General features: G+C 74.7%; 13 protein-coding genes. 8 read left to right on the top strand and 5 right to left on the bottom strand.

Going from position 1 to position 12,504, the window contains the following annotated elements; genetic code table 11:
* Nucleotides 1-38 precede the first annotated feature (38 nt).
* The gene (locus ACFYUY_RS24350; RefSeq protein ID WP_387903602.1) at nt 39-1,187 is read left to right on the top strand and encodes an FAD-dependent oxidoreductase; all 1,149 of its coding nucleotides are present in this window, start codon (nt 39-41) and stop codon (nt 1,185-1,187) included.
* A gap of 56 nt (nt 1,188-1,243) precedes the next feature.
* On the opposite strand, the gene ACFYUY_RS24345 is transcribed toward ACFYUY_RS24350, so the two are convergent.
* From ACFYUY_RS24345 to ACFYUY_RS24335, 3 genes are all read right to left on the bottom strand, one after another.
* Nucleotides 1,244-1,486, bottom strand: coding sequence for a hypothetical protein (locus ACFYUY_RS24345; RefSeq protein ID WP_387903600.1), 243 nt, complete (start codon nt 1,484-1,486; stop codon nt 1,244-1,246).
* Between the two features lie 53 nt (nt 1,487-1,539).
* The gene (locus ACFYUY_RS24340) at nt 1,540-2,151 is read right to left on the bottom strand and encodes an AAA family ATPase (RefSeq protein WP_360206867.1); all 612 of its coding nucleotides are present in this window, start codon (nt 2,149-2,151) and stop codon (nt 1,540-1,542) included.
* Between the two features lie 296 nt (nt 2,152-2,447).
* Nucleotides 2,448-2,987 (bottom strand): DUF6328 family protein, encoded by a 540-nt coding sequence (locus ACFYUY_RS24335; RefSeq protein ID WP_387903597.1) that lies wholly within the window; start codon nt 2,985-2,987, stop codon nt 2,448-2,450.
* A gap of 202 nt (nt 2,988-3,189) precedes the next feature.
* On the opposite strand from ACFYUY_RS24335, the gene ACFYUY_RS24330 reads away from it, so the two are divergent.
* The 3 genes from ACFYUY_RS24330 (at nt 3,190) to ACFYUY_RS24320 (ending at nt 5,251) form a co-directional block, all read left to right on the top strand.
* Nucleotides 3,190-3,846, top strand: a complete 657-nt coding sequence (locus ACFYUY_RS24330; protein ID WP_387903594.1) for an ArsR/SmtB family transcription factor — start codon at nt 3,190-3,192, stop codon at nt 3,844-3,846.
* A complete protein-coding gene (locus ACFYUY_RS24325; RefSeq protein ID WP_360206876.1) occupies nt 3,843-4,583 on the top strand; it encodes an SRPBCC domain-containing protein in 741 nt (246 codons plus the stop codon). The genes ACFYUY_RS24330 and ACFYUY_RS24325 overlap by 4 nt, the downstream gene beginning before the upstream one ends.
* Nucleotides 4,584-4,678: 95 nt before the next feature.
* Nucleotides 4,679-5,251 (top strand): dihydrofolate reductase family protein, encoded by a 573-nt coding sequence (locus tag ACFYUY_RS24320; protein ID WP_387903591.1) that lies wholly within the window; start codon nt 4,679-4,681, stop codon nt 5,249-5,251.
* A 106-nt stretch (nt 5,252-5,357) separates the two neighbouring features.
* Here ACFYUY_RS24320 and ACFYUY_RS24315 read toward each other — a convergent pair whose 3' ends face one another.
* Nucleotides 5,358-5,900 carry a hypothetical protein gene (locus ACFYUY_RS24315; protein WP_387903589.1) on the bottom strand — a complete coding sequence of 181 codons (543 nt, stop codon included), beginning with the start codon at nt 5,898-5,900 and terminating at the stop codon, nt 5,358-5,360.
* Nucleotides 5,897-6,382 (bottom strand): NADAR family protein, encoded by a 486-nt coding sequence (locus ACFYUY_RS24310; RefSeq protein ID WP_387903587.1) that lies wholly within the window; start codon nt 6,380-6,382, stop codon nt 5,897-5,899. Before ACFYUY_RS24310 ends, ACFYUY_RS24315 begins: the two co-directional genes overlap by 4 nt.
* A 583-nt stretch (nt 6,383-6,965) precedes the next feature.
* On the opposite strand from ACFYUY_RS24310, the gene fusA reads away from it, so the two are divergent.
* The 4 genes from fusA to ACFYUY_RS24290 all read left to right on the top strand — a co-directional run bounded on the left by fusA (nt 6,966) and on the right by ACFYUY_RS24290 (nt 12,297).
* Complete coding sequence (gene fusA / locus ACFYUY_RS24305) at nt 6,966-9,089, top strand: elongation factor G (protein WP_387903584.1); 2,124 nt, start codon at nt 6,966-6,968, stop codon at nt 9,087-9,089.
* Nucleotides 9,090-9,388: 299 nt separating this feature from the next.
* A complete protein-coding gene (locus ACFYUY_RS24300) occupies nt 9,389-10,285 on the top strand; it encodes a neutral zinc metallopeptidase (protein ID WP_387903581.1) in 897 nt (298 codons plus the stop codon).
* Between the two features lie 236 nt (nt 10,286-10,521).
* Nucleotides 10,522-10,887 (top strand): hypothetical protein, encoded by a 366-nt coding sequence (locus ACFYUY_RS24295; protein ID WP_360206895.1) that lies wholly within the window; start codon nt 10,522-10,524, stop codon nt 10,885-10,887.
* A 315-nt stretch (nt 10,888-11,202) separates the two neighbouring features.
* Nucleotides 11,203-12,297, top strand: coding sequence for a substrate-binding domain-containing protein (locus ACFYUY_RS24290; RefSeq protein WP_360206898.1), 1,095 nt, complete (start codon nt 11,203-11,205; stop codon nt 12,295-12,297).
* The last annotated feature ends 207 nt before the right edge of the window (nt 12,298-12,504 follow it).

Genomic DNA, 12,504 nt, shown 5'->3' with positions numbered 1-12,504 from the left:
AACGAACTAAGTTCGTCACGATGTCCGGGAGGCATGTGATGCGAGTTTCCGTCGTCGGAGCTGGCCTGGGAGGCCTGACCCTCGCGCAGGGTCTGCGCGGGGCCGGGATCGAGGCCGAGGTGTTCGAACGCGATCCCGGCATCGCCGCACGCTTCCAGGGCTACCGCCTCGTCCTGGACCCGACCGGCTTCCAGGCGCTGCGCGCCTGCCTGCCGACGCGCTGGCACGCGCTGCTGGACGAGATCGTCATGCCCGCCTCCGCCGAACAACTGGTCCTGGACCCGCAGCTGAACGAGATCGGCAGGCTCGGCGCGGGCCGCACCGGCATCGTGGTCGACCGGCAGGTGCTGCGCCACCTGCTGCTGACCGGCCTCACCGTGCACACCGACGCCGCGCTCACCGGCTACGACCTGGCGGCCGACGGCCGGGTCCGCGCCCGCTTCGCCCACCGCGCCCCGGCCACCGCCGACCTGCTCGTCGGCGCGGACGGCATCACCTCCGCCGTCCGCGGGGTGCTGTCCCCGCAGACCGCCCCCACCGACACCGGCGTGCGCTTCGTCATCGGCCGCACCCCGCTGACCGACGAGTTCACCGCCCTGTCCAAGGCCTACGGCTCGAAGATCACGGGCAACGGCGTCAGCCTGCTGCTCGGCGCGATGCGCTTCCGCACCCCGCCCAAGCAGGCCGCCGAGCAGCTGGCCCCCGACGTCACCCTGCCCGACATCGGCGACTACGTGCGCTGGGCCATGATCCTGCCGCCGACCACCGCACCGACCACCGCGCCTGACACCCCGTCGGAAGACCCGACCGCGCAGCAAGCCGTGCTGTCCAGGACGGAGGGCTGGCACCCGCAGCTGCGCGCGCTCATCCGCCAGGCAGACCCGGACAACACCACACTGCTGTCCATCCGGGTGGTCGAACCCGGCGAACGCTGGGCACCCGGCCCCGTCACCCTGCTCGGCGACGCCGTCCACGCCACCTCCCCGACCGGCGGCAACGGCGCGAACACCGCCCTGCGCGACGCCGACCTGCTGCGCCGCCGCCTGACCGAGGCCGCCGAAGGCCGCCGGGACCTGCTCGACGCGGTCGCCGACTACGAGCGGCAGATGTTCGCGTACGGCGCCGAGGCCGTGCGCACCAGCCTGGAGAGGCTGCCCGCCTTCGCCCCCGACGCGAAGCTCCCCTGAGGCCGGTCCCGCTCGCGCGGACGTCAGGCCCGAGGCCGGTCCCGCTCGCGCGGACGTCAGGCCCGCGGCCCCGGGTGGGCGGAGCCGCAGCGCACTCCCCACGTGCCTTCGGGGGAGAGGACCTCGCCGGTCGCCCGGGTCACCGTCAGGACGCTCCTCATGCCGTCGAACAGGATCCGGTCGCCCGGCGCGAGGAACAGCGGGCTGCTCAGCGCGCAGTAGTAGCCGTCCGCCCTCCCGATGTCGTCGACCATCACGAACCGTGGGACCGGGGTCTCTCCATCCACAGCCAGGTGCATGCCCCGGATCGTGCCACAGGGGACGACGGACGCCGCGACCGGGGCACGGGACGTCAGGATCCGCCCACGGCGCGGTGCAGGCGCTCGGGGAGGGTGGGGTAGGGGCGGCAGTCCAGCACGGGCAGGTGGTGGGCGCGGGCCCGGGCGGCGAGCCAGTGCGAGTAGCGGGCGCTGACGGCCGCCCGGCGCTCCTGCGGGCCCGGGCCGGGTTCGCGCCGGGCGTAGTTGGCGCCGATCGCCGCCGGGTCGCCCTCGTGGAGGAACACCGCCCGCACCCGGCGGCCCGCTTCGGCGGCCTCGGCGCAGGCCCGGGCCGCGGCGGCCGGGGTGAGGTAGTCGCCCTCGACGACGGCCGGCACGTCCACGCTCAGACGGTTGCGCACCACGCCGAGCACGGCCTCCTCCAGGGCGCGGGCGGTGGCGATCTGCCGGCGCAGCACCTCCTCGGCGCCCAGCGCCGCCTCCGGGTCCGGCCAGGCGTCGAAGAGGTGCAGGCCCGGGTGCTGCTCGGCGCTGGTGGCGGCGTGCAGGGCGGCGACGACGTCGTCGAACTCGACCACGAACGCGCCGAGTTCCCCGGCGATCCGGGCGGCCGCGCGGCTCTTGCCGACGCCGGAGGCCCCGCCGATCAGCAACACGTCCCAGGCCCTCGCGGTAGTTCGCACACGGGCACGCTACCGGCCCGCCCGCACCGGGCGGTAAGCGTTTTCGGGTGCCCCGGGGCTCTTCGGAGGTGAGGGGAGGCCGGTCGGGGCTCCCCGAGCCCGGCCCCCGGCGCCCGACAGCCGGACCAGGCCCGGTCCCGTCCGTCACCCGCGCCCACCCGGGCCCCCCGGGCCGCCACCGCGGCGCGGGTGACGGCCCACGGGCGGCACAGGAGCCGCGCGGGTCGGGTGCCTCGGACGCGATCGGGTTCGAAGTCGACAGCGGATTTCCCGTCCGGCCCGGCCGCGGCGGGCGGTCAGTCGTCGTCGGGCAGGGGGCGGCCCACCGCCCAGGGCAGGACGAACCAGAGCCCGGCGAAGATCAGCGCGACCACGCAGGCCATGGCCACGGCCACCGCCGTCCCCAGCACCACGTCCAGGACCAGCAGCACCGCGCCGGTGAGCGCGCAGGCGAGCAGCAGCAGGCCCAGCTGGGCGATGTGGGCGGAGATCCGCACGATCCGCGCCTTGCCCGGGTGGTGGAACAGCCCGCGGTGCAGCGCCACCGGGGTGGCCAGCACGGCCGAGGCGATGACCGCCAGCAGCAGGGTGGTGACGTAGATGTCCTGCTGGGCGTCGGTCAGCTCGACGAAGCGCGGGGTGAAGGCGACCCCGAGCATGAACGCGAACACGATCTGCACACCGGTCTGCAGCACCCGCAGCTCCTGCATCAGCTCCACCAGCCGCCGGTCGGCCCGCACGGCCGGGCTCTCCTGCCCGGGCTGCGCCCCGGGGGAGGGCTGCGGCTCGGGCCGCGAGTCGGGGTCGGGCTGGGACGGCGGCGGGGTGCTGGTCATGCGTCACATTGTGGCGCCGGGGCCCGGCACCGGGGTGGGCGCGACGCCCTGCCCGCGGGTGGCCCCGCCAGCCCGGACGGCCCGGCCCGCCGGTGTCCTCGGGCCCGGCGGTGCCCCCGGGGCCGGACAGCCGGCGTCCCCGCGACTCACCGACAAGCAGGTTTGTCTTGACAAATTTTTTTGTCGGCGAGACCCTGGAGGGGTGCTGGACGTCGCCGTGATCGAAGAACCCGCCGCCGCCGAGGCCTCCCTGGACCCGATACGGTCCCGGATCCTCGCGGCCCTGGCCGAGCCCGGCTCGGCCGCCATGCTGGCCGGGCGCCTGGGACTGCCCCGGCAGAAGGTCAACTACCACCTGAAGGAACTGGAACGCCACGCCCTGGTCGAGCTGGTCGAGGAGCGGCGCAAGGGCAACGTCACCGAACGGGTGTACCGCGCCACCGCCGCCTCCTACGTGATCTCGCCCAGCGTCCTGGCCGCCGTCAGCCCCGACCCGGCCCGCTCGCCCGACCAGCTCTCCGCGCACTGGCTGCTGGCCCTGGGCTCGCGGCTGGTGCAGGAGGTCGGCGCCCTGCTGGGCGGCGCCTCCCGGGCCCGGCGGCGGGTCGCCACCTTCGGCATCGACGCCGAGGTGCGCTTCGCCTCCGCCGCCGACCGGGCCGCCTTCGCCGACGGACTCGCCCAGGCCGTGGCCGCCCTCGTCAGCCGCTACCACGACGAGTCCGCCCCGCAGGGCCGCACCCACCGGGTCGTCGTCGGGCTCCACCAGATCCCCGCGGCCCAGCCCGACAGCCCGTCGAACACCCGGCCCGACACCCCGCAGGACGGGGACGCCGCGCAGCAGGAGGACCAGCGATGACCCACCCGTTCGAGATCGAGCTGGAGACCACCCTGCCGGCGAGCCCGGAACAGGTCTGGGAGGCCATCGCCACCGGGCCCGGCATCGACTCCTGGTTCATGGGACGCAACGAGATCGACCCGCGCGAGGGCGGCACCGCCGTCATGGAGACCGGCGGCCACCGCGCGCAGGCGCTGATCACCGCCTACGAGCCCGGCAAGCGCCTGGCCACCCGCACCGCCACCGGCGACGACGGCCGCTTCATGGCCTTCGAGTACCTCGTCGAGGGCCGCGAGGGCGCCGCCACCGTGCTGCGCGTCGTCCACAGCGGCATGCTCGGCGACGACTGGCAGGACGAGTACGACGCGCTGCGCCGCGGCTGGCCCTTCCACCTGCACACGCTGCACGAGTACCTGGCGCACTTCCCCGGGCGCACCGCGCTGCCCGTCTTCGCCGTGGCGCCCACCCCCGGGCGGCCGGTGGAACAGGTGCGGGCGGCGCTGGCCGCGGCCCTGTCGCTGCCGCACCCGGCGGCCGTCGGCGCCCGGGTGCACGCCGAACCCGCCGGCCTGCCGGCACTGGACGGCGAGGTGGTCTGGGCGGACGACGAACGCTTCGGGGTCCGCACCGCCGACGGCCTCTACACCTTCCACCACGGCCCCGGCGTGGTGCTGATGTTCCACCACCTGTTCGCGCCGGACACCGGCCGGGCCGCCGAGGCCGCCTGGCAGCGCTGGCTGAACGACCTGCTCGGCTGACCACGCCGAAACCCGCGCGCCGAAACCCGGGTGCCGAACCCGGGGCGCCGGAACCCACCCCCCACCACCCCGTACCGAGACGTCAAGGAACTCCGATGCGCACTCTGATCAGCACCGCCTTCATCTCCCTCGACGGCGTCGTCGAGGCCCCCGGTGGCGAGTCCGGCTACCGCAACGCCGGATGGACCTTCAAGGACGTCGAGTTCGTCCCCGAGGCCTTCGAGATCAAGGGACGGGAACAGGAGGAGGCCGCCGCGATGCTGCTGGGCCGGGTCAGCTACCAGGCCTTCAGCCCGGTGTGGCCGGACATGGCGGAGTTCGCCCGCTACCGGACGCTGCCGAAGTACGTCGTCTCCACCACCCTCACCGAGGACGACCTGGTCCCGAACTGGGGCGAGACCACGATCCTGCGCTCGGTCGAGGAGGTCGCGGCCCTGAAGGAGGGCGAGGGCGGCCCGATCATCGTCCACGGCAGCGCCGACCTCAACCACGCGCTGTCCGACGCCGGCCTGGTGGACCGCTACCACCTGCTCGTCTTCCCGCTGCTGCTCGGCGCCGGCAAGCGCCTGTTCAGCGCCACGGACAAGGACGCCCAGAAGCTGCGCCTGGTCGAGCACGCCGCCTACTCCAACGGCCTGCAGAAGCAGGTCTTCGACGTGGTCCGCTGAGCGCACCGCCGTCGCCGCCGGGCCGCCGGCAGCACCGTCACCGGGGGGAGTCGAAGCCCGCTCACCCTCCCGGGAAGCCTCCGGGGGAGGCCTGGGCCTGGGCCGTCTACACCTGGGCCGGCTGTGCCGGGGTGGCCTGTGCCGGGGTGGCCGCGGTGAGGCGGGTGATCTCGGCGGCGACGGCCTGCGGGTCGGCGGCGACGGTGACGCGGGCGACGCCGTCCAGGCCCGGGTGGGAGCCGACGCGCACCGAGTGGCGGGCGTTGCGCAGCAGGTCGAGGTCGTTGACGTCGTTGCCGAAGGCGTCGTACTCGTCGATGCCCAGCGAGGCCAGCGCCTCCCACTTGGTGGTGGTGCCGGGCGCGAAGTCGACGATGGCCTCGTCGAGGTGGTGGTTGACGGTCATGCCGAGCGCGCGTCCGGCCTCGGCGAAGGCCGCGAGGTCGGTGGCGTCGACGACGAGGAACTTCACCACCTCGGGCAGTTCGGCGAGTTCGACCCGGCGCGCCAGGCCGCCCTGGTCGACGCGGGCGCGGATCGGGTGGTCGGCCGGCCCGGTGTAGGCGTAGTCCCAGGGGCCGTCGGCGAGGTAGCCCGCCCGGTGGCGCTCGGCCTCGGCGAGGGGGAGCGGGGGTGCGGGGGCGCTCACGGGCGGCGGCGGGACCGGTCGGACGGGCCGTCGGCGGCCGGGAACTCCGTGCGCAGCCGGGTGCGGGTGCGCATCAGGATCCGGCCGAGCACGTTCCTCCCCGTCCCGGTGCGACCGCGCCCCCAGTAGTGGTCGGTGCCGGTGTCCTCGACGATCTCCTCGTCGCCGGTGGACAGCAGGACGGCCCGGATGTCGTCGTGGGTGCGGAACTTGGCCTCCACGGCGCGGCGCATCACGTCGTCCTTGACCCGCTCCCAGTCCCGGCGCAGCGGCCTGGACGGGTCCCGGCCCAGCTCGGCGGCGCGCAGCGCGGTGCGGGCCCGGCGCACGAGCTCGGCGTGGCGGGTGCCCGCGAACTTCTGGGCCTGGAAGTAGTGTTCCGAGGTCGGCCACAGCTGCCCGTCGAGTTCCAGGCCGTGCGCGGAGAAGTTGGAGAAGCAGCCGTAGGGCACGTCGTCCGCGCCGTAGAAGAAGATCGTCACCCGGGCCTCGAGGGTCGGCGGCCGGCACAGGGCGGCCGGCAGTGGTCGGTGGTGGGGCGTGCGCAGGGTTCCAGGCACCGGGCCGCACGCGCAAGCGGTTTCGCCCCGCCCGGCGCCGCCCCGCCGGCCGTACCCCCGCGCCCGGGCCGGCGCCGAAAACCCGGTGACCGCGCGGCCCCGGCGTCCCTACACTCGCCACTCGGACGAGCCGCAGCCCGCCCCGGACAGAGTCCGGGGCCGCGGCGCGCCCCCGTGACCCGCAGACGAGCAACCGAGAGGGAGGACCGGCCGTGCCGAAGCCGTACGCCGCCGCCCCCTCTCCCGCGTCGCGGTACGAGGTGATCCTGGTGTCCCCGCTGTTCCGGTGCCCGCTGCGCGGCCGGCACCGGGGCACGCCCACGACCGTCTGACACCCGCGAGCTCACACCCGCGAGCCGGGGAACCCGAGCCGCCCGCCACCCGGCGGCCGCCGCGGGATCCCGGCGCCCCGCCCAAGGGGCGACCCCGGCACCATGTCTGACGAGCCGTCGGCCCCATCGCGCGCCCACCCACCCCGCGGATCACCTCCGAAAGGCACCGGGCCATGCGCACCGACCTCACCACCACGACCGGCACCACCACGACCACCACGGCCGGCACCGCCGCGGCCGTCGCCGCCATCGCCGCCGTCCGCAACCTCGGCATCCTCGCCCACGTCGACGCCGGCAAGACCACCGTCACCGAACGGATCCTCTACCTCGCCGGCCTCACCCACAAGCGCGGCGAGGTCCACGAGGGCACCACCGTCACCGACTGCGACCCGCAGGAACGCGACCGCGGCATCACCATCTTCTCCGCCGCCGTCACCTGCGCCTGGGCCGGCCACCGGATCAACCTCATCGACACCCCCGGCCACGTCGACTTCGCCGACGAGGTCGAGCGCTCCCTGCGCGTCCTGGACGGCGCGATCGCCGTCTTCGACGCCGTCGCCGGCGTCGAACCGCAGAGCGAGTCGGTCTGGCGCCAGGCCGAACGCCATGGCGTGCCCAGGATCGCCTTCGTCAACAAGCTCGACCGCGCCGGCGCCGACCTCGACACCGCCCTCGCCTCCATCCGCGAACGCCTGCACCCGACCCCACTGGCCGTCCAACTGCCCATCGGCACCGAGGACTCCTTCACCGGCGTCGTCGACCTCGTCCACCTGCGCGCCCACACCTGGAACGACGAGGGCGCCCTCACCACCGGCCCCGTCCCCGCCGACCTCGCCGACCGCGCCGCCCGGCGCCGCCGCACCCTGGAGGAGACGGTCGCCGAACTGCACCCCACCGCCCTCGAGGAGTACTGCACCCACGCCACCCTGACCCCCGACACCCTCACCACCGCCCTGCGCGACCTCACCCGCACCGGCGAGGCCGTCGTGGTGCTGTGCGGCTCCGCCTACCGCAACCGCGGCATCGAACCCCTCCTGGACGCCGTCACCGCCTACCTGCCCTCCCCCCTGGACGCCCCACCCGTCCACGCCGCCGACACCAGCGGCCAACAGCGCACCGCCGACCCCCGACAGCCCCTCACCGCCCTGGCGTTCAAGGTGAACGCCGCCCCCACCGGGCGCCTCACCTACCTGCGCCTGTACGCCGGCACCCTCCGCAAGGGAGACACCGTGCTCGACACCGCCACCGGACGCACCGAACGCATCGCCCGCATCCTGCGCATCACCGCCGACCTCGCCACCGAGACCGACCACGCCCTGGCCGGCGACATCGTCGCCGTGATCGGCCCCAAGGCCGCCCGCGTCGGCGCCACCCTGTGCGCACCCGCACACCCGATCCTCCTGGAAGCCCCCGTCAGCGCCGAACCCGTCGTCACCGTCGCCGTCGAGGCCCGCCGCACCACCGACACCGACAAACTCGCCACCGCCCTGGCCCGCCTCGCCGAGGAGGACCCCTCGCTGCGCCTGCGCACCGACCCCGAGACCGGCCAGCGCACCCTGTCCGGCCTGGGCGAACTGCACCTGGAGGTCGCCGTGGAGAAGGTCCGCCGCGACAGCGGCGTCGACGCCGTCGTCGGCCGCCCGCAGGTCGCCCTGCGCGAACGCCTCGTCGAGGGGGTGACGGGCTTCGTCTACCGGCACGCCAAACAGGACGGCGGCGCCGGCCAGTTCGCGCACCTCGTCCTCGACGTCCACCCCCTGCCCGACGACACCACCGAAGGAGACCTGGTGTTCACCTCCACCGTCACCGGCGGCCGCGTCCCGCGCGAGTACGTGCACGCCGTCGAGGCCGGCTGCCGCGACGCCCTCACCGAGGGCCCGCTCGGCGGCCACCCCGTCACCGGCGTCGCCGTCACCCTCACCGACGGGGCCACCCACCCCAAGGACTCCTCCGAGCTCGCCTTCCGCACCGCCGGCCGCCTCGCCCTGCGCGAAGCCCTGCGCACCGGCCGCCTCCAGCTGCTCGAACCCCTCGCCCAGGTGGACGTCACCCTCCCCGAGGACGCGCTCGGCACCGTCCTCGGCGACCTCGCCGCCCGCCGCGGCCACGTCCAGGCCACCGCCGCCGGCACCGGCAGCCACGCCGGCACCGGCACCGGCGCGGCCACCGTCACCGCGCTCGTCCCGCTCGCCGAACTCTTCGGCTACGCGACCCGCCTGCGCAGCCGCACCCAGGGCCGGGCCACCTTCACCACCCGCCCCGCCGGCTACACCCCGGCCCCGGCGACCACCGCCTGAGCCGCGAACGGCCCGCCCCCGCCCACCCGCGGGGGCGGGCCCCCGCCGCCCGCCACCGCACCGCCGGCCACCGCACCGCCGCCCGCCACCGCACCGCCAGCCGTCCGCCCGCCGGCCGTCCGCCGTCCGCCGGTCGTCCCCGCTGCGCCGCGCCGCCGCCCGCTGCCCGTAGGCTGGGCGGGCCGTCACCGGAACAGACCATCACCAAAACGGACGAACAGGGCGCAACCGCCGGAAGGGCGGCGCACCACGGCACGGGCGGCAGCACACGACGGAGCGCGACGGAAGCGGGCAGGGGCATGCAGTTCGACGACCAGGGCGACCTCGACACCTCCCAGGTGGACGACCGGCGCGGGATCCCGGGCGGCAAGGTCGCCATCGGCGGCGGGGCCGTGGGCCTGGTGGTGGCCCTGCTGGCGATCCTGCTGGGCGTCGACCCCAAGCTGCTGGGCCTGTCCTCCGGCGGCGGCTCCACCACCTCCGCCGGCACCCGCACCACCGGCGAGGTGCAGCAGGCCTGCAAGAGCGGCGCGGACGCCAACAAGCGCCAGGACTGCCGGATCGTGGCGGTGACCAACAGCCTGCAGGACTTCTGGCGCACCGAGCTGCCGCGGCGCACCAACGCGGCCTACCGCGGCGCCGAGACGGTGCTGTTCACCGACCGGGTCTCCACCGCCTGCGGCCCGGCGACCTCGGCCGTCGGCCCGTTCTACTGCCCCGCCGACCGCAGGGCCTACGTCGACCTCGGCTTCTTCGACGAGCTCTCCAGCCGCTTCGGCGCCAAGGGCGGCCCGTTCGCCGAGTCCTACGTCGTCGCCCACGAGTACGGCCACCACATCCAGAACCTGCTGGGCACCACGCAGAAGGTCGGCGGCGACCGCCAGGGCGCCGACAGCGCCTCGGTGAAGCTGGAGCTGCAGGCCGACTGCTACGCCGGGGTGTGGGCGCACCACGCCACCACCACCCCGCAGCCCTCCACCGGGCGGCCGCTGATCGCCGCCCTCACCGACCAGGACATCGCCCAGGGCCTGGACGCGGCCGCGGCCGTCGGCGACGACCGGATCCAGCGGCAGGCCACCGGCCGGGTCGACCCGGAGCGCTGGACGCACGGCTCCTCCGACCAGCGCAAGGCCTGGTTCACCACCGGCTACCGCACCGGCGACCTCGCCCGGTGCGACACCTTCGCCGCCCGGTAGCCGCCCGCCTCCGCCCCGGAGCCGTGGCGGCCCCGGAACCGCCCCCGCCGCGGAGCCGGTGCGGCCCCGCACCCGCCGCGGCCGCACCGGCCCTCCGTAGCCGAAGCAGCGGCGCGGGGCGCGGCGGCGCGCCCCTGTCAGATGTCAGGGACCGCGGCCGCCCCCGCGTTCCTAGGCTGCTGGTCACCGGCCCGACCACCCGTCAGGGCCGCCCACCAGCCAAGGGAGAACCACCCATGCGCAGGATCACCCACGCCGCCCTCGCCCTCGCCCTGGCGACCGCTGCCCTGACCACGCTCGGCGCGACCGGCGCCGACGCCGCCGACGGCTCCTGGGCGGGCTGCCCGTACGGCGCGGTCTGCGTGTACCCGCAGAACCAGGACCCGGCCTCCAGCCCGAGCGAGGTGTACTGGAGCTACGGCGCCCACAACCTGAGCAACCAGTACGGCAACCACTGGGTGCTGAACAACCAGTCCGGCGGTGCCCACGCGCACCTGTGCAAGAGCTCCGGCGGCGGCAACTGCGTCTACGACATCGCCGCCCAGAACGGCGTCTGGTACGACCTGGGCCCGATCAACTCGATCACCCTCGACCGGCCCTGACGCCACGTCACCGACCGGGGGGTGCCCGCCGCACGGGGGAGCGGCGGGCACCCCCCGTTCCCGCTTGACGTGCCCCTGACCTGCTGCGGCGGGCTGATCGAACTCTTGAAGGGCGCCCCGCGACGCCGGCTCCGCCGCCTCACCGTTTGGAGGTTCCTCCAGGTTTCAACCCCCGGCCCAGCGTTCACAAAGATAACGAGTAGAGGCATATTTCGGCCTGCATGGATTTACTTATTGACGCCATACCTGCGCTCAGGTTTAACTCCCCACACCCCGCCGCAGAGCCGCGGCGACGTCAGGGAGAGGCACCCCCACATGAACGCCACGATGCGTCGCGCCGTCATCGCCACCACCGGCATATCGCTGGCCCTGTCCATGGCCGCCTGCGGCAAGGCCGGCGGCGACAAGAAGGACAGCGCCTCCGCCGGAGACGGCAAGTCCATCGGCCTGCTGCTGCCCGAGAACGCCTCCTCCACCCGCTACGAGTCCTTCGACCGCCCCTTCATCGAGGCCAAGGTCAAGGCGCTGTGCGCGGACTGCAAGGTGCTCTACAGCAACGCAGAGGGCAGCGCCGCCAAGCAGAAGCAGCAGTTCGACACCCTCATCACCCAGGGTGTGAAGGTGATCGTCCTGGACGCCTTCGACGCCAAGTCCACCCAGTCCTGGGTGCAGGAGGCCGCCGCCAAGGGCGTCAAGGTCGTCGCCTACGACCGCCTGGCCACCGGCCCCGTCGCCTCCTACGTCTCCTTCGACAACGAGAAGGTCGGCGAGCTCCAGGGCCAGGGCCTGCTGGACGCGCTCGGCGCCAAGGCCGCCGACTCCGACATCGTCATGATCAACGGCGACGAGGCCGACCCCAACGCCGCCCAGTTCAAGTCCGGCGCGCACAAGGTCCTCGACGGCAAGGTCCGCAAGGTCGTCTACGAGCAGTCCGGCGAGTGGAAGCCCACCGTCGCTGGCCAGAAGATCGGCGCCGCGATCACCCAGTTCGGCAAGACCGGCTTCCAGGCCGTCTACTCCGCCAACGACGGCATGGCCGGCGCCATCATCACCCAGCTCAAGTCCGCCGGCATCAGCGTCCCCGTCGGCGGCCAGGACGCCGGCCTCGACGCCGTCCAGCGCATCGTCGCCGGCGACCAGGCCTACACCATCTACAAGGCCTACAAGCCGCTCGCCGAGAACGCCGCCGAGCTCGCCGTCGACCTCCTCCAGGGCAAGGACGTCAAGGCCGTCGCGTCCTCCACCATCGACAGCGCCACCGACAAGGGCATCCCCGCCAAGCTGCTCGAGCCCAAGGTCGTCACCAAGGCGAACATCAACGACACCGTCATCGCCGACGGCCTCTACAAGGCCGCCGACATCTGCACCGCCGACTTCGCCGCCGCCTGCACCGCCGCCGGCATCAAGTAACCCGGCACCAGGGCCCGTCCGGCACATCCCGCCGGACGCAGCGCCCGCCACCACGCCCGCCCGCGCGACGCGGCCACGGCGCTCCCCGCCCCCGCGGGGGGCGCCCCCCCGCCCGGGCCCCCCCCCCCCCCCCCCCCCCCCCCCCCCCCCCCCCCCCAACCCCCCCGGCCCCCCCCCCCGGTGCGGGGCCCCCCCTCAGGGGCGGGG

Origin of the sequence: Kitasatospora sp. NPDC004745, from assembly GCF_042873275.1 — a bacterium.
GTDB lineage: Bacteria > Actinomycetota > Actinomycetes > Streptomycetales > Streptomycetaceae > Kitasatospora.
Note: the sequence above shows the minus strand (reverse complement) of the source record. Positions and strands in the feature narration are given on the sequence as shown.